Origin of the sequence: Sporosarcina oncorhynchi (assembly GCF_033304615.1) — a bacterium.
GTDB classification, from domain to species: Bacteria; Bacillota; Bacilli; order Bacillales_A; family Planococcaceae; genus Sporosarcina; species Sporosarcina oncorhynchi.
In genome coordinates, this window is the sequence record NZ_CP129118.1 from 546,198 (window position 1) to 569,293 (window position 23,096).

At 41.3% G+C, this 23,096-nt stretch carries 10 protein-coding genes; 8 read left to right on the top strand and 2 right to left on the bottom strand.

Features of this window, described 5'->3' with window-relative positions:
• Positions 1 to 215 precede the first annotated feature (215 nt).
• The 4 genes from QWT69_RS02720 (at position 216) to QWT69_RS02735 (ending at position 14,645) form a co-directional block, all read left to right on the top strand.
• The gene (locus QWT69_RS02720; RefSeq protein WP_317968731.1) at positions 216 to 3,191 is read left to right on the top strand and encodes an S-layer homology domain-containing protein; all 2,976 of its coding nucleotides are present in this window, start codon (positions 216 to 218) and stop codon (positions 3,189 to 3,191) included.
• 123 nt (positions 3,192 to 3,314) lie between these two features.
• Positions 3,315 to 4,724, top strand: a complete 1,410-nt coding sequence (locus QWT69_RS02725) for a S8 family peptidase (RefSeq protein ID WP_317968733.1) — start codon at positions 3,315 to 3,317, stop codon at positions 4,722 to 4,724.
• A 265-nt stretch (positions 4,725 to 4,989) separates the two neighbouring features.
• On the top strand, positions 4,990 to 9,519 hold the full coding sequence (locus tag QWT69_RS02730) for a S8 family serine peptidase (RefSeq protein WP_317968735.1): 4,530 nt from the start codon (positions 4,990 to 4,992) through the stop codon (positions 9,517 to 9,519).
• 266 nt (positions 9,520 to 9,785) lie between these two features.
• Complete coding sequence (locus tag QWT69_RS02735; protein WP_317968737.1) at positions 9,786 to 14,645, top strand: S-layer homology domain-containing protein; 4,860 nt, start codon at positions 9,786 to 9,788, stop codon at positions 14,643 to 14,645.
• Positions 14,646 to 15,278: 633 nt separating this feature from the next.
• On the opposite strand, the gene QWT69_RS02740 is transcribed toward QWT69_RS02735, so the two are convergent.
• The gene (locus tag QWT69_RS02740; RefSeq protein WP_317968739.1) at positions 15,279 to 15,443 is read right to left on the bottom strand and encodes a hypothetical protein; all 165 of its coding nucleotides are present in this window, start codon (positions 15,441 to 15,443) and stop codon (positions 15,279 to 15,281) included.
• Positions 15,444 to 15,808: 365 nt separating this feature from the next.
• Here QWT69_RS02740 and QWT69_RS02745 point away from each other — a divergent pair, with 365 nt between their 5' ends.
• From QWT69_RS02745 to QWT69_RS02755, 4 genes are all read left to right on the top strand, one after another.
• Positions 15,809 to 16,453: an ATP-binding protein gene (locus tag QWT69_RS02745; RefSeq protein ID WP_317968741.1), complete on the top strand. Its 645-nt coding sequence runs from the start codon at positions 15,809 to 15,811 to the stop codon at positions 16,451 to 16,453.
• A 246-nt stretch (positions 16,454 to 16,699) separates the two neighbouring features.
• Positions 16,700 to 16,894 carry a magnesium chelatase subunit ChlI family protein gene (locus QWT69_RS17300; protein ID WP_431312309.1) on the top strand — a complete coding sequence of 65 codons (195 nt, stop codon included), beginning with the start codon at positions 16,700 to 16,702 and terminating at the stop codon, positions 16,892 to 16,894.
• Complete coding sequence (locus tag QWT69_RS02750) at positions 16,887 to 17,504, top strand: transposase (RefSeq protein WP_317968743.1); 618 nt, start codon at positions 16,887 to 16,889, stop codon at positions 17,502 to 17,504. The genes QWT69_RS17300 and QWT69_RS02750 overlap by 8 nt, the downstream gene beginning before the upstream one ends.
• 629 nt (positions 17,505 to 18,133) lie before the next feature.
• Complete coding sequence (locus QWT69_RS02755; RefSeq protein WP_317968745.1) at positions 18,134 to 20,257, top strand: S-layer homology domain-containing protein; 2,124 nt, start codon at positions 18,134 to 18,136, stop codon at positions 20,255 to 20,257.
• 179 nt (positions 20,258 to 20,436) lie between these two features.
• On the opposite strand, the gene QWT69_RS02760 is transcribed toward QWT69_RS02755, so the two are convergent.
• A complete protein-coding gene (locus QWT69_RS02760) occupies positions 20,437 to 22,935 on the bottom strand; it encodes a winged helix-turn-helix domain-containing protein (protein ID WP_317968747.1) in 2,499 nt (832 codons plus the stop codon).
• Positions 22,936 to 23,096 lie beyond the last annotated feature (161 nt).

The following is a 23,096-nucleotide window of genomic DNA, read 5'->3' on the forward strand; positions in this document are numbered from 1 at the left end:
AGTTTTTACACCAAAATGAATAATCCCATAGGATTCATAATGGCCAATTATCGCATTGACTGTAAAAATGGAAATACTAAAGGAGTCGGTTGCCCATTGTATCGGTGCCTCGCACCCGAACTAATTTAAATCTTTTCCCACCAAGTTTCTCCATTTTGTGCTCGATTGCTATATAATAGCAATTAGGGAAACTTTTAAAAGGGGGAGTTACAATTATGATAAACCAAAGAAAATTCCTAGCAAGTACCCTTGCTGCTACATTAGTTGCGACGGCTGTTGTGCCTGCCGCGTCTGCTGCAAGTTTTAAAGATTTGAAAGGCAACACGCATGAAGAGGCCGTTTTGGCGCTTGTAAACGCTAAAGTCATTAATGGGTATCCGGATGGAACGTTTAAGCCGAATAAGACGTTAACTCGTTCGGATGTTGTGAAGTTGCTTGGCAAATATTTAGTGTCTGAAGGCTTTCAAGTCCCTTCCGATTATAAAACGAAAAGCCGATTCACCGATGTAACGATGAAGGATTCTGGCGACGAGTTGCTCAAGTATGCGGCGATGGTCAAGGACTATGGAATTTTAGGTGGAAGCAATGGAAAGTTGCTTGCGAAAGAAGATATGACACGTGAGGATATGGCGATTGCGCTAGTCCGTCTTATTAATGTAGTGGAAGTGATTGATGTCGTCTCTTATGTAGACGGACAGCGGTTCACTGGCGATGTGACGGATTTGCATGCCGCGAAAGCTTCTGCCCGCCCGTACATTTTAGTGTTGGATTATTTCGATATTACGAATCCTGCACTGGATAAATTCAATCCGAAAAGCACGACGACGAGAGGCCAATTTGCGACATTCCTCTTCCGTGTGACAAATCAAAAAATAGGGGATATGGTTGCCCCGAAAGCGGATCTGACAGACTTCAAAGCGACGGGATCGGATACGTTCACAGTGGTATTCAATCAAGAAGTTGAGCTGAAGAATGCTAAGTACGCGGTGAAAAAGGGCAATTCCGATGTCGCGATTTCAAGTGTGGAAATTTCAAAGGACAAGAAGTCTGCGAAACTCATCATGTCTTCCAAACTGTCAGAAGGGAACTATACGGTTTCTGTGTCAGGTGTTGCGGACTCTGTATTCATGAAAACGACAGCTGTAGCGAATGAAAAAGCTGCATCGATCGAATTCCTGAATGAGCATGCCGTACCTGATGCGACTGGTAACAAGGTGAGAATTGGGTATAAAGTCATCAACCAATACGGCGAAGATATGACGTCAAACGTCCCGAATGTCGTTGCAAGCTCAAACGTAACGGGTACCGGCAGTGATACGATCGTGAAGCACGCTGAAGGAATCGTGGAAATCACGAAGGCGACGAGAGCTTCCAACTTCAAACAAGGGGATAAAATTTCGGTTTCGATAACTGACCGCGCGACTGCCATTACCCAATCGAAAGTCGTGACAGTTGTGAGTAAGTCGAAAGTATCCGAAGTGGATATTACAGGACTTTACAATGATATCAATCAATCGGCAACTTTCAATATCGATGCGAATTATGAAGATTTTCATCTCGTGCTGACAGCCAAGGACCAATATGACATGGAAGTACCGGCACAGGATATTGCAGATGATGTGACTGTTTCCGTATCGGACCGGTCCATTATCGACGTCAATCGCAGTGTAAACACGCCGGTCTTCACACAATTGACAATCGATGGTAAAAGACAAACGGTACTTGAGCTAAAAAAACCGAATAATAATAAACAAGGAACAGCGGTCATTTCAATCAGATCCAAATCCACAGGGAAAACGGCAACATACGAAGTAACAGTCGCTGAAGGTGTGAAGGCGGATACGATAGCTCTCGGGACGCCGCAATTGACCGTTGCTGATGAAAAAACAGAAGTCCCGTTCCTCGTATATGGCACTGATGGAAAAGAAATATCGAACACGGCTGTGTTGAATAATGCGAACGGCGTGAACGTGATGACGAATGATCGACTTGTCAAAGCGGTCATTGAAAACGATCCACTTACAGGCAAGGCGAAATTGTACTTGATCGATTCGTCAAACGCAACATCAGACCGTCAAGTGCTCATTACAGCAACGACAGCGAATAACAAAGCGACGACAATGTATGTAACGATGAGGGCGAAAGCGGAGGCAAGCAGGATTACGGCGATGAAAGATATTGAAACGAATGTTTTTGTCGGAGGAGTCATTACGCTATCGAAGGATGCCATTGTCGTCATCGATCAATATGGCCGTGACATTGTCTTGAACAATTCGAACATGGCGACAGCAGTGAACACAAGCAACACCGGGAAGTACGTCATCGATGTGGTAGCATTGGATGACAAAGTAGCGCTTTCTTCAAACAGATTGATTACCGCTACAAATGCGGTCACTGTCACGGGCAAGAAGAAAGGGTCCGATTACCTAAGGCTTAATTTACAGCAAATCGACTCTAGAGGTGTCGCTAGAAATGTGGATTCAGGTTATGAACTGAATGTGAAAGTGACGGATAAATCAAGCGTCGTACAGTATGAATTGAAAAATATCGATATCATTTACGATAACCCTGCAAAGACGTCCACGAATAATTATGCCCGAGAGGTGATCGTCTACGGCCTAACGACGGATGGAAATAGAGTTGTCATTCCGGCATCTGAATATACGGTCATAACGGGACATGAAGATCTGATTTATAATGCATCAACGGGCACCATTTACGTTCGCGGGAATAAAGATATTGTCGATAAGGATGATCAGTACATTCCGGTAAAAGTGATCGTCAATGCGGATCGCCAACCTGTAACTCTTGACCAAACTGTCATCATCACAAAAGCGGAGCCGTATGCAAATACGGTTGAGCTCCAATCATCTATCGGGTTGACAGTGCAGGGTCAGTTCCTGCATATCCCAGGGACAACGTCGAATGTGAACATCTCTTCTACGGACTTAAAAGCGGTACTCAAAATTACGGACCAATATGGCGAGGATATTTCGAGATCTGCTTCCGATCGCATTAAACTGACAGCTACAAATCTTGTTAATTCAAACAATGACAGCACAGTCCCGGCGGTCTCAGGCAACGGTACAAACACGCTGACATTTACAGGTGTTCAACGCGGCGACTCCTTTTTCTTGACGTATTTTGTCGACGGCAAGACATTAACGACACAAGTAGTCGTCGGGCAATGACGATTAGCACTTATTCCTTTTGGGGTAAGTGCTTTTTCCTTTTCAATCAAATGGTAGAATGCTAAAGTTACTTTTTTATTAACCGATAATAGGAAGGAATACGTAGACATAGAGGTGTGCGAAATGAGAAAAAAGTGCCTAGGGATTGTTGTATTTTTACTTGCAATAGGTTTGTCGTTTATAGGCAATGTAGACGTAGCAACAGCTTCGGCAGAATCGGACAGAGTCATTGTGAAATTGGTAGATGAGGATGGCGTTGAATCAGTAGAAAGTATTTTGCTAGAAGATCTTACGAAATACAACGAAGGACGTCTTTCGGATAAATCTTCTATCTTATACAAAGTGCAAGACGTAGAGGTTATGCAGCCAGACTTCATTAGGACGATCGCAGTGGAAAAGCCGACGAGCAGTAAGGCGACATCTTGGGGAACAGAGCGGATTGGAGTAAGGAATTATAAGAATTCCCTTGCTACATCGAAAGGAACTGTAATTGTCGCCACAATCGATACAGGCGTCGATTACACACATCCGTTTCTAGAAGGCCGGATTACGGATGGATATGATTTCGTCGACAACGATACGGATCCGATGGACATGCACTTTCATGGAACGCATGTAGCGGGAATCATTGCGGAAACTACCCCGGCAAGTGTGAAAATAATGCCGATCCGCGTCCTGAATGAAGAAGGGAAGGGCTATGATTCAGACGTGGCAAACGGTATCCGTTATGCGGTCGACAATGGCGCCCGTATTATAAATATGAGTTTTGCCGGAGAAGGGTTTTCCTTTTACTTGGCAGATGCAATCGACTATGCTCTTTCCAAAAATGTTCTTGTCATCGTTGCTGCAGGCAATGAAAGTGCGAATACCAATATTTATTTCCCGGCATCCGACAAAAGGGTAATTGTCGTATCGGCGACAGACAAAGATGACAAAGTAGCGAGCTTCAGCAATACAGGCGCGACAATCGATGTATCCGCCCCAGGCGTGGACATCCTGTCGAGTGTGCCGGGCGGACAATTTAAAAGTTTGAGCGGCACATCGATGGCAGCCCCGCATGTTAGCGGCATTACCGCCATGCTGAAACTGGAACAGCCGATCTTGTCTCGTCAAGGGATTGAACGGTTGTTAAAGAAATATGTCGATGACAAAGGACCGGTCGGATGGGATTCACAATACGGGGAAGGCATTGTCAACGTCGTTTCATTAGGTGCGGATAATGTATCGACCATCGTAGAGAAATCACCAGTTTCATCGCCAGAATTCATTACGTTACCTGAACACCGGGACGTTCCATTGGATAAAAAATGGACGATTGAATTCAATCGACTACTCACCGAACAGGATACGATTGATATAAAAGTATATATGGATGTCAATGAACTTCCGATTCAAGTAACACCGAAAGACGGAAAGATGGAAATCATCGTTTCGGCCAATCAACTGTATCGTCCAAATACAGCGTATCGGCTAGTTATCTATTCAGGGAAAGAGAATAAATATGAGATGCATTTTATGACGGGTTCTAAATAATAGGAAAAAAGGCTATCCAACTTGTCGCTTCATAGCGATGAATTGGGTAGCTTTTTTCTATTTTCTTATTTTGATAGTTCGTGTCATAGCCGAATCTACTTATACATACAGTAGAACAGTATCATATTGGGTTGTCCAAATTGGAAACTCAAAAAAAGATTTGCCGACAAATTGACTGCCTAGCTAGCAGTCGCGGGAGGGGTTCGACTTAAAAAGGAAAGTGGACAAACCAACGACCAACTATTATGGCCAAGGGGGAAGTTTATTGAAGAAGAAGAAGAAACAGCTTCATAAGTTATTCAGTGCAATCATGGCATTTGCCATGGTCTTTACGCTGCTAGCGCCGATGAATGCATTAGCGGCTGATGATGCAAAGCCAGTCCAGCAGAATGGCATTAGTGAAGGCAATATCCAAGCACAAGCTGCAATTGCTGAACAATTGGCTATTCTAGCTGGACCAGCAGTCCTGCACGAGGATTTACTAGGTTTATCAGGCGAACAAGAAGTGGATGTCATTGTCCATCTATCCGAAAAACCTGTCGCGCTAGAAAAAGGGATTAAAGAGCTGGCGGGCCAGAAATTTACTAGCGCTGAAGGAACTTCAGTAGAAAAGAAGGTAAATGTGCAACAAAGTCAAGTGAAAAAAACAATGAAAGTAAAGAACATTAAGTTCAAAGAAGGTTATTCCTTCGACACAGTCCTTAATGGTTTTGCGGCAACTGTCAAGGCTGATGATTTAGGGAAATTGCTTGAAATCGATGGCGTTGTTCTCGTTGAACCAGATGAATTGAGATACGCGGTTGGCAATCCATCAAATATTGATGGACAAGTTGACGCAGCGATGTCTACAAGTATACCTTTTCTTGAAATAGAAAATCTTTGGGAAAATGGAATTCAAGGTCATGAGATTAAAGTTGGTGTTCTTGATACAGGTATCGACTACACACACCCTGAATTTGAAGGAGTTTATAAAGGCGGTAAAAACTATGTTTCACATGGTTCCACTTATGCAAGAACTCGTGCGGAGAACGATCCATATGAAACATCACCTTTAGATCGAAAGAGTACAACGCCTGAATTCGATTCACAAGGTAACTCTTTCTACACATCTCACGGCACGCACGTAGCGGGTACAATCGCGGCAATCGGGGCAAATGAATACAACATCAAAGGGATTGCACCTAAAGTCGAACTGTATGCATACCGAGTACTCGGTGCCTATGGTAGCGGTGCTACAGCCGGTATCATTAAAGCGATTGATGATTCTGTTAAAGACAAAATGGACGTCATTAACTTATCACTTGGTGGCTCTTCAAATAGTTCAACTGCATCTGATGCAATTGCGATTAACAATGCGATGCTCGGTGGAACGGTTGCTGTTGTAGCAACAGGGAACTCGGGACCAAACCGTGGAACAATCGGAAACCCATCAACAGCCGCGCTAGGCATTGCTGTCGGGAACTCGACGAATCCTGAGAGTATGTACGAAGCTAGTGTTTCTGTTAAGGCTGGATCGTACAACAATACATCTACTATTAAATTGATGGGTGTAAAATTTGGTAAAAATGTAGCAGAAGCATTGAAAGGTGAATTTGACGTCGTCGCAATACCTAGCGTAGGAAATCCTAAAGACTTTACAGGTATTGATGTTAACGGCAAAGTAGCACTCATTTCCCGTGGAGATATTGCGTTTGTTGATAAGATTGCAAATGCAAAAGCTGCAGGAGCGAAAGCTGTGTTAATTCATAACTCAGCAACCGGAACGAATACACCAGGACCAGCGGATGTATTCCTTGGTGATTCATTCGGCTTCATTCCTGCGTTTGATATGTCTTACACTGAAGGAAAAGCGCTTCGCGATTCATTGGGTTCAGGCACAGGAAAAGTGTCATTCAGCAATGTTAGATCTACAAAAACGACAGGTGATGAGATGAACTCATCCAGCTCACGAGGACCGGCGAATCCGGATTTTGATATTAAGCCAGATGTTGTTGCACCCGGAACAAACATCATGTCTTCGGTACCTGCATATGGAAAAGATTTTCCGGACGCAGATTATAGCGAGTCTTATGACAGATACACAGGTACTTCCATGGCGACACCACATATTGCAGGTATTGCTGCATTAATCCTTCAGGCAAATCCTACATGGACGCCATTCGATGTGAAAGTGACCCTTTCGAATACTGCGAAAGTGCTTGATAAAAAGTTTGACGTATTTGCACAAGGACCTGGACGCGTCCGGCCTTACGAAGCGGCATATCCGACAATCCTTGCCTATGCACTTGGTAAAACCACATTTAGCGGTAAAGAAGTGGATAACGAAAAAGGTACAGTGACTTTTGGTAAGCAGGGTCAAGTGAGAGACGGAAATGTTACAGTTAAAAAGCAGATTCGTGTGGAAGATGTCTCGGGGAAAGGTGGAGACTATTCAGTACGAGTTGAAACGTTAAAAACTTTTGGAGATGCTAAAGTTACAGTAAACAAATCAACATTTACATTGGATGGCACAGAGATCCTTGACCTAACATTAACTGCATCGAAAGCAACACCAAAATCTGGAGATGAGATTTTAGGTTATATTTATATTTCCGGCAACAGCTCTGAAATTTCATTGCCATTTGCAGCCGACTTCTCGCCGTTAGTGTTACCTACGGGTGTGCATTATGTAGAGCTTTCGGGCCACGATGTATCATTTAACGAAGATGGAGTGAAGGATTCGACATCTCTTTCGTTCCAGTTGGTTGGAAACTATGGTAACAACTATATTGGGTTACATGATTTGTTGAGTGAAGACTTTGAAGAGGATATGGGCTATATCGGATATGCCTCAACTCGCAGAGCTGGTACGTACACACTTCCAATTATAAGCACATTTACGGATTGGGATAACCAGGAAGCGGGATTAGTGCCGATTCCTGAAGGTGTTTATCTTACTGCGTTTTATGCACAATTATCTACTGGATCAAGAGCTTGGTATGGTGATTTGGATTTCGAACCACTTTTCGTAGTAAACAGTCCCGCGACAGTTGGAACGGCTGAATCACATCATACAGTTGGACCGAACTACACGTTCAACGGAACAATTGTGGATAAATATATCGATTTTCAAGAACCTCTTGATGAAATTGAATATGGTTTTGATTTATACAAAAAGCTGTTCGTTACGTACGATTTAACAAATGCGAATGGTGACAAAGTAGATGAGGGGTCAGTGAATTTCGCCTTGGACGGTGCTTTCTCACTTAACCTCAGTAAATTAACAGTAGGCAACAATACATTGACAATATACGTTGACGATGCTGCAGGTAATAAAGCGGAATATGAATATACAATTGTCGCTGAAGTAAAATTTGGACTATCTGTATCACCAGAGAAGTTAGCATTAAAAGTAGGTGACACCGAACAATTAGAGGTTACCGTAACTGAAGAATTTGAAGGGGGCAAAGTAGAATCTACTGATAAAGGAACTGGTACCGTTGAAGAAGTAATTGTAACGGATACCAATGATATCGGAAGTATTGTGGCAGGAACAGAAATAGAAATAGAACTCGGTGATAGTGGTACCGTTGAAGAAGAGACGGAAACTGAATCCGATAACAGCGGTACTGTTGAAGAGGGTACAGAACTAGAAGCCGATGACAACGGTACAATAGAAGAAAGAACAGATGGAGATGAAGTTGAAGTAGTGGACGTTATAGCAGATGCGGATTACTCGAGTGATAATGAGGATGTTGTCATCGTTTCTGATACAGGTTTAGTCACCACAGTAGGAACAGGAACTGCGACAATCACAGTTTCATACGAAGGCATGGAAGCTACAGTAGCCGTTGAGGTTGCACCAATCGTAACAATTTCAGTAGACAACTCAAATCTTTCAATTGAAAGAGGAAAAACGGGTTCTGTCAGAGTGACCGAAACAACAAAAACTTCGATTGAAGGCGAGCCAACAGTCACCAATGTAACTGATAATGCGCAATACTCTGTCGCAAATAATTCAATGGTAACCGTCGATAAAGGCGTCATAACTGCAAATGCAACTGGTACAACAACTATCACAATTACTCATGGAAAAAATACTGTCACAGTAACCGTAACAGTAACAGATCCAGCACCTAACCCAGGAAGTGGTGGGGGTGGAGGTAACAGCGGTGGTGGCGGCGGATACTTCCCGTCAACACCAACAACACCAACAACACCAACAAAGCCAGATCCGGTTAAACCAGATCCAGTCAAACCTGAACCAGTTAAACCTGTGATATTTACGGATGTAACAGACCACTGGGCAGAGCTCTACATTCAAAAAGCTGTACAGTTAGGCCTCTTCAAAGGATACGAAGATGGCACATTTAAACCGAACAATCAGTTGACACGTGCGCAAGCTGTCTCCTTAATTGTCCGTGCATTGGGCTTGGAAACGGATGAAGCAGCACCTTTCAACGACATCGGAAAATATGCCGAAGAAACACAAGCTGAAATCGCTGCTGCCTACAAATACGGAATCGTCAAAGGGAATAACGGTAGCTTCAAGCCTGCGGAAAAAGTCACTCGTGCACAAATCGCATTGATGATCTCTCGGGCATACGAATACAAAATAGGAGAAACTTACACACCAACAGCAATTGCACCATTCTCCGACTATGGCAACTACAATGAGGAAACGGTTAGTGCCATTTCGATGCTATACGAATTAAAAATCATAACAGGCTTCGAAGGCAAATTCATGCCACAAGACCCGACAACTCGCGCACAAGCAGCGAAGATGTTTGTCAATATTATGGAGCTACTACAATAATTTGCAACCCCCAGCGCATCTAAACAGATGCAGCTGGGGTATTTACGTAGGAGCTAGAAAGAGAGTTGGGGGATATTAATTCCATTTAGGAACAGGCAGGCATGGCTGAATAATATAATTATCGGCAATATATTAATGGTCAAAAGTACCTATATGTGTATCTGTATTTTCAGAATGAAAAAATGATGCGAAATATATAGATATTAACATCCTTTGAAATGGTACTATTGATGTGTGTTTAAAAATAGTTAATTGGAGGTATTAGATTGAAAAAGTATTCACGTTCTTATCAAAAACTCTTCAGGGCTGTTTTGGCAAGTGGTGTGGCAGGAGGAGCTTTAGTAGCTGCTTCCCCAATATTCGTACAAGCTAATGATTCAGGCCCAGCTTTGTTTAATGATGTAAATCCGAATGCGCATTATTTTGAACCCGTAATGAACCTTAGCGCAAGAGGAATTGTGAAAGGCTATGAGGACAGTACATACAAACCGAATAATTCTGTTACACGTGGACAAGCAGCTAAAATCCTTGCGTTAGCATTAGGATTGGACACAGTTAATGTGAAAAATCCGGGCTTCGTAGATGTGAAGGAAACGGATTCTTATTATGGTCCAATTTCAGCTTTGGTTCAAGCAGGGATTATTAATGGATACGACGATAAAACGTTTAAGCCGAACGATAATCTAAAGCGTTCACAAATGGCGAAAATTATTACTCTTGGATTCGGTTTAGAGCAAGAAACCCTTACTGATAACCGTTTTGCCGACATTAGGACTGACGATGTTTATGCTAGCTATGTACAAGCCTTGCTTTCGAACAATATTACAACAGGGAATACACCAACAACATTTGGTCCGAATGCGCTTGTTACAAGAGGGCAGATTGCTACATTCATCTTTAGAAGTGAAATGGCAGTCTCTCTAAATGGATTTAGTTCTCAGATTGTCAATATTAACAACGATACTATTGAATTGACGGATGGGTCATATAAATTACAAGAGGAAATGAAAGCTTTATTTAACCCTTCTAACCTATCTGTGTTAAAAGATGCAAATATTACATTGACTGCAGATGATGGTTTAATCGGTAAAATTTCATCTATTGTAATTAAGGCGAGTGGAGATGCGAAAAACCATCTCACGTTAGATGGTAAAGAGTCCACGCTTACTGGTAATTTAATTATTAACGGCGATTTTGTATCAGTAAAAAATCTAATTGTTGAGGGCAACCTGGAAATTGGGAGTCAAGTGAAAAGTAGCTTCCAAAGCGACAATATTACAGTTAAAGGGAAAACGATTATTTCTGATAAAAATTCGTCAACAAAGAACGCCCAAGCTGACCAGGATAAGGTGTATCGTTCCATCGCATTTTTAAAGCCTGTCATAGTAGCGGCTACTGACGCTACAGGTCCAGTCATCACATTCTCAAATTCAACTATGGGAACAGTTGAAGTATCTAAAAAGAATGTAAAAATTCAAGCACTAGGAAAAACAAATGTGCAAGCTTTCGTCATTTCATCAAACGCTCAACTGAAAGCGGAAGCAGGCGTTACAATTCCGAAAATCACGATTTCTGAAGGAGTTACAGCAATTACAATCGACGCACCGGTAACTAGCCTTACAATCAATACAAAATCAGCATTAAAGCTTGAAAGTACAGGCAAGATCGGTGAAGTAACAATTGGCAATAATAGTTCGAAAATATCCTTCGGCACTAACACAAAAATCGGTAATCTAATTCTGCCTAAAGGAACAGAGGCAAAAGACGTTATTCAAGATTACGATAAAGTAAAAGCCAACATTGAGAATATCGGTGGAGAAACTAATCCGGAAGCAAAACCAACTACACCAGCACCACCAGCTACTATTGGTAGTGGTGGTGGAGGCGGAAATAGTGGAGGGAATACTGGGGGAGGTAATGATGGTTCAGTACAGCAACCAGAAGCACCGCAATCAGTAACTTTGGCGCCGGATTCCTTGGGGGTAGCAGGGGATGAAAAAATTACTGGATTAACATCCGGAAGGCAATATGTCGTAATTGTTGATGGAGAAGCCAAAGGTGTTAAGGCCGATGGAAGTCTTGGAACTCACAACTCTCCAGCAGAATTCCTAGCTGGAACTGAAATTAGAGGTTTAACAAATACGAAAACGTACAAAGTTGAGCAGGTTATGGAATTTATAGACTATCAACCTATAGGCGAAGTAACTGATATCTCCAGTGAAGTTAGATTCAACAAGGGAGAAAATAAATTTGTTGTGCCAGCAGGTAAAATGGACTTCACCTTCACGGATAGCAGTTATCAAATAGCAGCAACGTACTCGTATGGGGAATGGACATTTGCCACAGGTCTAATACCAGTGGTTCCTGGAACGCCTGTAACTCCCGACACGGTAACAGTCGACTATGTAACTACTAAGACTATCATCGCTTTGACAGAAGGCGTAACATTTGTAGAAGGAAAGTTTACTGTGCCTGCAAATCTTTCAACTTTCGAATTTAGAGAAGATGGAATTTTAGTAAATGGAGCATTTAACGGAATAGAATGGGAGTATACTGCAATAGTAGATGGAGAGTCACAGTTAATAGTTGCACTTTTGAATGATGTTTATTCCAATATAAAGCTCGCAGCAGATATTGAGGGCCTGAAGAAGAATATTATTGTAAACCGCCCAGTTACAATTAATGGTAATACGCACAAATTAACCTTTACTGCAGAACTAAATGGGTTAAACAACAGCGAAAGACAAGGAATCCTTGTAACTGCTGCTAATGTAAAAATTAGCGGCGTAACTGTCAAAATGGCTAATAGCGATGGATGGCAGAGTCTGTATGCAATTCAAGTCTACAATGCCAAGAATGTAACTCTCCACAATATTACTGCAACTAACGCTGACGGTGGAATTCTTGTAAACGGATCAGAAGTTGTCTTGACGGGCACTATCACTGTCAGTGACAACGAATTCGGTGGAATTGAAGTATCGAAAGGCGAGGGACTGACAACCGGTTCTGTATTGAATGTTGAAGGAACACTCGTAAACGATAGCGAGAAGTATGGACAGCCGACTGTGTGGGTAGAGAATGGTCAAGGCGAGGTAACGGGACTTGATCTTAATCAATATATCGAAAGTAAGTTTATTAAAGATGGCCAAACCCAATACTATCAAAAGGCTGAGAATACTATTAAGTCTATAGATGTAGATTCCTTGGATAAATTAGAAGAAGCTCTTAAAGATAATTCCTATTCAGTCATTAATCTCACGAAAGATATTGAGGGTCTGAAGAAGAATATTATTGTAAACCGTCCAGTTACAATTAACGGTAATACACACAAGCTATCCTTTACTGCAGAACTAAATGGGTTAAACAACAGCGAAAGACAAGGAATCCTTGTAACTGCTGCTAACGTAAAAATTAGCGGTGTAACTGTCGAAATGGCTAATAGCGATGGATGGCAGAGTCTGTATGCAATTCAAGTCTACAATGCCAAGAATGTAACTCTCCACAATATTACTGCAACTAACGCTGACGGTGGAATTCTTGTAAACGGATCAGAAGTTGTCTTGACGGGCACTATCACTGTCAGTGACAACGAATTCGGTGGAATTGAAGTATCGAAAGGCGAGGGACTGACAACCGGTTCTGTATTGAATGTTGAAGGAACACTCGTAAACGATAGCGAGAAGTATGGACAGCCGACTGTGTGGGTAGAGAATGGTCAAGGCGAGGTAACGGGACTTGATCTTAATCAATATATCGAAAGTAAGTTTATTAAAGATGGCCAAACCCAATACTATCAAAAGGCTGAGAATACTATTAAGTCTATAGATGTAGATTCCTTGGATAAATTAGAAGAAGCTCTTAAAGATAATTCCTATTCAGTCATTAATCTCACGAAAGATATTGAGGGTCTGAAGAAGAATATTATTGTAAACCGTCCAGTTACAATTAACGGTAATACACACAAGCTATCCTTTACTGCAGAACTAAATGGGTTAAACAACAGCGAAAGACAAGGAATCCTTGTAACTGCTGCTAACGTAAAAATTAGCGGTGTAACTGTCGAAATGGCTAATAGCGATGGATGGCAGAGTCTGTATGCAATTCAAGTCTACAATGCCAAGAATGTAACTCTCCACAATATTACTGCAACTAACGCTGACGGTGGAATTCTTGTAAACGGATCAGAAGTTGTCTTGACGGGCACTATCACTGTCAGTGACAACGAATTCGGTGGAATTGAAGTATCGAAAGGCGAGGGACTGACAACCGGTTCTGTATTGAATGTTGAAGGAACACTCGTAAACGATAGCGAGAAGTATGGACAGCCGACTGTGTGGGTAGAGAATGGTCAAGGCGAGGTAACGGGACTTGATCTTAATCAATATATCGAAAGTAAGTTTATTAAAGATGGCCAAACCCAATACTATCAAAAGGCTGAGAATACTATTAAGTCTATAGATGTAGATTCCTTGGATAAATTAGAAGAAGCTCTTAAAGATAATTCCTATTCAGTCATTAATCTCACGAAAGATATTGAGGGTCTGAAGAAGAATATTATTGTAAACCGTCCAGTTACAATTAACGGTAATACACACAAGCTATCCTTTACTGCAGAACTAAATGGGTTAAACAACAGCGAAAGACAAGGAATCCTTGTAACTGCTGCTAACGTAAAAATTAGCGGCGTAACTGTCGAAATGGCTAATAGCGATGGATGGCAGAGTCTGTATGCAATTCAAGTCTACAATGCCAAGAATGTAACTCTCCACAATATTACTGCAACTAACGCTGACGGTGGAATTCTTGTAAACGGATCAGAAGTTGTCTTGACGGGCACTATCACTGTCAGTGACAACGAATTCGGTGGAATTGAAGTATCGAAAGGCGAGGGACTGACAACCGGTTCTGTATTGAATGTTGAAGGAACACTCGTAAACAATAGCGAGAAGTATGGACAGCCGACTGTGTGGGTAGAGAATGGTCAAGGCGAGGTAACGGGACTTGATCTAAATCAATATATCGAAAGTAAGTTTATTAAAGAAGGGCAAACCCAATACTATCAAAAAGTTGAGAATGCAAAAGTGCAAGAAATGCATGAAACGAATCTTCCCACTTTGGATGATTAAGTGTCAGGAGTTTAGGATCGAAACAGTTAGACGTTTAAAACTAGTACCTGAACAAGGTTGAATTTAAAGAATGCACAATGACACCACATTAACTAAAACGAAGTCAGTCATGATATTCGATGACTGACTTCGTTTTAAATTGACAGGTACCTATGCGTGGTTGAATTCAGACAATCCACTACAATCACATAAAGATGATAATGAAATGTTGATACATTAGAACTCCTGAAATAGTTTTGCGTTAATAATGACGCGATTTATATTAGAGGAAGTTGAAATTAAAAAACAATCGTGGGCTCATTTGATACAGAAGAAGAAATAGGCTATTCTAACGCCATTGGTGCTTTTAAAAAGCTCCTTCTTCAGTATAGTTTAATCAATTCTACGTCGAATAATTTAATAATTGCGAGTTTGGTCATTGGAGACCTGTTTTCATAGCATTTTATCTGATCAATACAATCATTAGTGTAAGGTTCAAGAAATTCCAAAAAACGTTCTGTACACTTTCGTGTCTAGAACGCTTTTTATTTTGCATCTTTATAGGAGCTGGATCTCTATTTCATAGTGTGTGAAAACTGGTTTCAAAAAAAGTAGCATTTTCTGCAACGATTCGACATATACATATTCATTTCACTAACTGGTAAAATGGATTGCTTTAATGTCAGTACCTTTGTCAGCCGCTTTTTTCTTATCAAGAAAGAAGTAATCGCCCCCCATCGGCAGACGTGCGGCTAAATACGGGTGCCAGTCACTCACACAATTTACAATTAAGTTCGCAAGAACCTGGTGAGAAGACAACAAAGAGAAGTCCTTTGATCGAGCAATCGATTAAAGAGCTTCTTTTTGCGTTCAGTACGGATGCCAGAAAATACGTATGCCGTGTCAAGCATGTCTATCGTCATGCGGTGAGCGTGCGTTACAGGTTTGGCGGGGAATTATGACATTGTACAACAAAAATTATAGATTTTTTTCCTATGGATTCACACTTAGACAAAGAATAATGGATTGGACGATGTGCGGATTTGTATAAGTGAATAAGGGTGAACTTGGATGGTTTGTGAAATATGTGGAGTAGATAACGTGCGAGTGAGGTTCTACCCTCAGTCACTCTGTATGGATTGCTATAATGCGTCCGGCGTATTTTCGATGTGGAGCGTCAAATCATGAGAACTTGGGTTATATTAACAGCCCGTGAGCTGATTGATTATTTGCGAGGACAGCCTTCGCTACTCCTAAAAGATGTTGAAAAGATTGTGTTGGATTTAGGTAATTCAACAGAAGCAATCCATGCAACAGATTTTGCTTCTATTCGTGGTCATGCGAAAGCGAAAAAAGTATTGGAAATCAGTGCAGCTGGCGGTCATCACGTCTTATTGAACGGCCCGCCAGGTTGTGGGAAAAGTATGTTGGCAGATGCCTTCCATACGCTATTCCCTGATATGTCCAATGAACAGATGTTGGAAGTCTATAGCATTTACCACCTGGCTAAAGAGAAACGTGGCTTCTCCTCGCGCCCGCCTTATCGATTCCCTCATCATACAGCATCTGCGAACGCTCTTATTGGTGGTGGAACGTATCCGAAGCCGGGTGAAATTTCCCTAGCACATCATGGCGTTCTATTCCTGGATGAATTAGGCGAGTTTTCGAGGAAGTCATTAGATATGTTAAGACAGCCATTGGAAACTGGAGAAGTGACCATCAACCGTGTAAGTCAATCTGTTACATACCCTTCATCTTTCATCCTTATCGCGGCTACAAATCCTTGTCCTTGTGGATACTTCGGTTCGAATGAACGATATTGTAGTTGAACCGCCAATCAAATTCGTTCCTATCAACTAAAAGCATCCGGACCTCTCCTCGATCGGTTGGATTTCATATTAACATTGCGTAGTGTAGGAATTACTGAAACGGAAAACGTTGATACATCAGAAGACATCAGAAAGCGGATAGTAGTCGCGCGCCGTATGCAACAAGAACGCTATGAAGATGACTCGCTTAACGGTAATTTGAGCGTGCAACGATTGCTTGCCACATGCTCATTAAATTAAGCGCAGTTGCGGATCGTTAAAGAAGTCTGCTTCAATGAAAAATGGAGCAATCGAACCCAAGTGAAATTAATTAGAACGGCCCGTACGATTGCAGACCAGGCTGGAGAGAAAAACATAGCCAATCATCACATACATGAAGCAATAGACTGGAAAAAGGCGTCATCTCTTTTTCAACAACAGGAGAGAATTGCAGATGGCTAGGAAAAGAAGGCAGTGGAATACGCGCTACTTTGATCATATCGTCATGCGAGGGAATAATCGTCAAGATATTTTCAGAACGCAGGCGGATTTCGATGAATTCTTCCGCGTTCTTAACTATGCTAATATGAAGCATCCTTTTCGACTAATCGCATATTGTGTCATGACAAACCATTATCATCTATTGCTTCAGTCGCCCAATGCGCCATTAGGGAAAGTGATGGGGCTCATCAACCATCGCTATACGGACTATTATAAAAAGAAATACAATTACTCCGGTTATTTATACGACAGCCGTTACTTTGCTAAACAAGCCGACAGTCCTGCTACTTTGTTGAAAATCAGTCGCTATATCCACCGAAATCCGATCAAAACGGTTGTACCGATGGTTTCTAGAATGGAAGACTATTATTATAGCTCGTTTCATTTCTACAAAGGCGAAAAGGCTACTTGCTATGTGTTTCTTGATTTGATAATTCTTCCGTCTCTTCTTCCTTCGTCGTATACGAAAAGCAATAAAGATTATTATCGCTATTGTGAAGAAGAATTAGATGAGGATGGCAACATTGCCACAACTAGAATTCTAAAGTCAGGAGATTTTATTGCAAAATGAAACGATTGCTACTACAGATTTGTTCGAACCTGTTCGCAGTTCCATGCTGTCCTCTATCTAGTATACCTATCTCGGCTAAAAAACTAGTAAAACCGTTTGACCGATTACTTGGTCAAACGGTTTTTTTCCTCTTTCTCTTTTAATTGTCAAACGAGTGTCTATATTGTGCGAGTGACTGGCACCGATTCAAACTCGCGATGAATTAGCCAGTGCCCAATCTTACAGGAAGTACTCTTTGGAATTAACCTGATTTGCACACAACTAATGCTAGTCACTAAGTCAAATAGTAGCCTCCACCGAAATGGTATTAGTTATTTCGTTAAATTCAAACAGAAAACAATTTTCATTAAAAATCATCAAAATTAGAACCGATTCACAAACAACAATCGACAATACATTCTGAGAAATTAGGTTATAATTTTAAGGAGAGTAGCATATTGGAAAGCGAAAATATTCGAGCTTTTATTTGTGCACATAGAACGCATGAGGTGAGTGGTGCAACCGGACTTGTTTAGTTTGTAGCAATGCCGAGTATGAGGAGTGTTTTTCTGTTTGATATAGAGAACTAATACTAGTTATAGTAGATGGTTTATAAAAAATACGATACATTGCCGGGGGGAAATTGAAAGATGAATAAATTATTCAATGCAACATTTGCAACATCAGTACTTGTAGCAGGCGCCTTAATCGTGCAACCTGTTAGTGCATCAACGGATTTTATAAAGTTTACCGACGTGAAAGAAGCGCATGATTATTATACGGATGTCTATACATTAGTAGAAAGAGAAGTCATTAGTGGATATGCCGATCAAACATATCGTCCGAACACGGAATTGACGAGAGGACAAGCTGCAAAGATATTGGCGATGGCTTTGAAATTAGAAACGTTCCCAGTCACGAAATCCAGCTTCACAGATGTATCGGTGAAGAACCAATACCTACCTTATATTGAAGCGTTAGCCCAGGAAGGGATTATTAATGGATATGACGATGGTACATTTAAGCCCCAAAACCCGCTGACGCGCGCACAAATGGCGAAGGTTTTAGTGAAAGGATTTAATCTTGTTTCAGAAGACGGATCACTTCCATTCACTGACATCACTACGAAGTCTGGATATTATGGGGACATTCAAACTCTCTATACATCAGGCATTACAAAAGGAAGTACTCCGACGACTTTTTCACCAAATGATACAGTGAAACGTGGCCAAATGGCTTCGTTTGTCATGAGAAGTGAGAGGGCTACAATGATTGAAGCGGAAGAAGTGGCACAAGTACAAGTGGAGCGACTAACCGATTCAATATTGAAAATTGACGGTAATAAAGTTGTTTTTGCAAAAGACTCCTATGATATCCCCGAGAATTTACAAGGTCTGTTATCTGAGAAAAATAATGTTGCGTTAGAAAATGCCACTATTGAAATGACCGTTAAAGGAAATCAGTTGCTTACTATTGCTTCTTTAACCATCACTGCACAAGGAACAAGCAATGCACCAGTCATTCTAGATGGAGCGTTGACAGCAGGACCGGTCGCTAGCCTCACGCCTATGGCTATAACTAATGTTGCAAAGTTCGATGGGCTATTGAAAATAGAGTCTAATTATATAGAGATTAGAAATTTGAAAGTAGATAAAGAGTTAATCATCTCGAAAAGTGTTAAAGAACTTATACTCAATGAACCTGTTAAGGCACTTACTATTTTAGAAGATGCTGAAGTAGTGATAAAAGGGAAAACCAGTATTGGGAAAGTAACGATCGTATCGGAAAAAGCCGTCCAACTTGATATGGAAGGAACTATTGGTGAACTCCATTTCACGAAAGAACAAGCGGTTGTCCGACTTGGCGTGAATTTGTTAGTTAGTAATATCCAGACAGTTAAAGGTATACCTGTGGACAAACTGATTTCGAACCTGAGTGCTGTCCAAATGAATATTGAGAAAGTGAACAAACAGAAAGTGGATAATCAGCTAGTTGGATCCGTCGAGACGGTTACTCCTTCAGAAACTCCCAATGTTATTGAAACTCCAACAACGAAAAAGAATGTTATTAATGGAGAGGTTGTACAGAAAGCAATTGGACAAAAAGCCTCTCAAGCGAGCAAAACAATTGTCAGTTATAAGTTTTCTGCAGAAAAAGCCCCCATAATGAGTAACTTTGAGTTTAATATTGATGATGGCGATGGGTTCATTACAAATTACAATTACTATAGTGCTACCCAGAGTATAGAGGGAAATGTTCCTAAGCAGAGAACAGGAATTGACGTTGCTGAAGCAATTGTTAGAGACTTTCATGTTACCCTAAAGGGAAGATTTGCACCCTTGTTACAAAAATGGGATGTGACAAGTGCCGGAAGTGAAGTGATCTTTACTTCCAAGTTAAATAAGGCCTATGATAACTTCCAAATCGCCATTCCATCGAATGGAAACAGAGCAGAGATTAAAGGTGAATTTATTAAAAAGCAACAAGGAAGTCAAGGAGTAGACGGGAAAATTGAAGTGAATATATTAACTGTAAACGCGTCAGTATATAAGCCCAGTGAAATTTTCGTAACGTTTAACGACGGAACAGTTACTTTTGATAAAAAGATTGCAGTTACTAGCAATGATACATCCATTTCCATTGCGTCAAAAATCGCTGCAGCGTTTAATGATCTAGTTGACTGGGACGTTACAAATGCTAAAGGTTCAGCTGACGTCGTATTTACTGCGAAAGAAGCTATGGATGACAGAGAGGTAACGATTACAATTAAATAGAGTCTGGTGCCATACACTCTCACAACGTCTTTTCAAGATAACCACTCCATCTAAACAAAAACAGAAAAACCATTAGACCGATTACTTGGTCCGACGGTTTTTCTTTGCATCTGCCTAATCCAATTGTCAAGCTAGTGTCTGAATTGTGTAAGTGAATTGTGCGAGTGACTGGCACCAAACTACTGATATTTAAGAAGAATCGCCTTAGCACGTGAATCCACCCCGATTTTACTATAAATAGAAGTAAGATACACTCGTACCGTTCCCTCAGATAGAAAAAGCTGCTCCGCAATTTCACGGTTCGTAATCCCGTCTGTTAACAAATCATAAACTTCCTTTTCCCTCGGTGTAAGCAATTCATCTGTCTGTTTTTCGATAATTTGAAAATGATCGATATAATGCAAAGAGATGGAGGCTCGTAAACTTTCCTCTTTTTTGTGGAGGTGCCGGGCTTTATTTAATAAAGTATAAATTTCTTCTTCATCTAAAAATGTGCGGATGTAGTAATAGGGAGCGGCTGCTTTTAGTGCTTCCAGTAAAATCGTTAGTGCCATTTCCTTGTCACCGAGTCTTTGATGACAGATTGCTTCAAGAACAGTTGCTTCTATGAATGTTGCGACCTGCATTTCTTGCATGGCTTTCGTTTTCGTTTGAATGACAATTTCCAAGGCGCTGTCGGGTTGCTGTTTCGCAAGGAGCAAGCGCGCATAGACGAGCATCCAAAAAGGTTGACTCGATTTCGTTGCTTGTAATTCAATCTCTGCATTGTTGAGGTCGCCATTTGTAATATGACAGGCAGCCTGCATGATACTAAGTGTTGTTAACCAATGCTTTTCCGTGACCAATGTTTTTGCCTGCGTCAGTAACGCGAGGGCAGAAGTGGTCTTTTTCTCCACTAAATAGATTTTCGCCTGCAATAAGTACATGGGGATGAATAAGCCTGGGTCTTTCAGTTCGTGCCCTTGTTGCATGGCAATATCAAGTTCATCTTTCGCATAATCCAACAAATTCCGCTCATATAACGATTCTGCGGATGTACCGTAGGAATACGCTGCGATTCCTCTCGTCTGATAAAAAGGCTTGCGGAAAATTTCAGCGATGGCGAGACCATCTTCAAAAGCAGGCATTTTCCCTTTTGAGGAAATACTCGTCCGTAATAATTTGTACTCAAAAATGTTGAAAGGCATATGTACGGTATCCCAACGGGAAGGTACATGATTCTTATTGAGCTGCTTTTCCACAATTGCCTTTGCGATTTTCAAATCACCGCCCACAGAAATAATCCCCATTGCTTTCGCATGTTCATACAGGAAAACCATTGGAGCATGCTCTTCTTGCTCCATCCACTGATCGGTAATCTGTCTTGTCTCGAGTTCTTGTATAAGGGAATTCGCTATATCAGTATCTAATGAAGACATCGATGCGATAACGCCAATAACAAGCAATTCATACGGAACCGGATGGTGATGACTACGCAAATGATGCAACCATCTCAAGAATGTCGCAGTTCGCCCTGACGTAATGAAATTCACAAGATGGTCAGTCATCCAAGAAACTGCTATATCGTATAGTTCATAGTGTAAACATAAATCGATTGCTGAAGTAATCAATCCTTTTTTATATAACAAAATTGCGGATTCTTGTACTAAAGACGATACATCTTCAGCTGTCAGGCGTCTTCTTAACTCCGACTGTAGCGCCTCGGCAAATAGATGATGGTAGCGGAACACAGGATTGTTTGATTGGAGACGGACGATGAAGAATCCTTTTTTCTCCAACTCCTCAAGTAATTGAAAGCTGTCCGTGCGGTTCGTAAGCTGATTACAAATGGAAGGTTCCAATTCATTGATCAAAGATGTGCGTAAGAGGAATTCTTGTGTAGACAATGGTAGCGGAAGCATGATTTCCTGTACCAAAAAGCTGAAAATCGTTGAACGAGATGCCGTTTCCCATTCCAGCGGATAGTCGTGATTTGGGGTTAAACATGCCAACTGTAATCCGGCAATCCACCCTTCCGTTTTATCGACAATCAGATTGAACTGGGCTTGATCAGGTAGGGGCAAATTCTTTGCTCTGTAAAATTGTTCTACTTCTAGAGGTGTGAATCGTAGTTGGGAAGCATCAAGTTCGTAAACCCATTGCTTGACACGCCATTTGGTGATCGGCAAGTCGATTTCTGTCCGTGTGGCAATATAGATATGAACATGGTCTGGTAATTGTTCGATTAGCTTCGTCATCATTTGATGAATGACGGTGTTTTCGATGAGATGATAATCGTCAAGCACGATATGCAGCGGCTTGTCCGTTACGCTTAGCTCGTGAATAAATGATTCAATCAGGAAGTCATTCCCCGCACTGTCCGAAGCATGCAGAAGCGGCGCGAATGTCTGATCCATATCCGAGTGACACGCTTTTGCTACTGCATGCAACACATATTTCCAATAGCGGGGCGCATCATTATCCGATGAATCGATGGATAGATAGGCGACCTGTTCGTGTTGTAAGTTTTTTAGCCATTGGCTGATCAGCGTCGTTTTCCCGTAGCCAGCAGGAGCGCGAAGAATCGTCACCTTTTTGTACCGTCCATCCGGGGAATTGTCTAGCAATCTCGTTCTATGTACGGTATCCAAAAAAGGTTGCGGTAATTTCGTTTTGGCAGACAGAAGAATAGCCGTCACGTTTTCCCTCCTTAAAAAGTGAGTAAATAGTAACTGGATAAAAAAATTAATCTCCTTTAATTGCCGATTAATTCTAATTTTACACATGTACTGTTTGATTGTCTACAGTGAATTTTCCAACAAATGACTATGAAATTACTTGTGCGCTACCTATCCATATG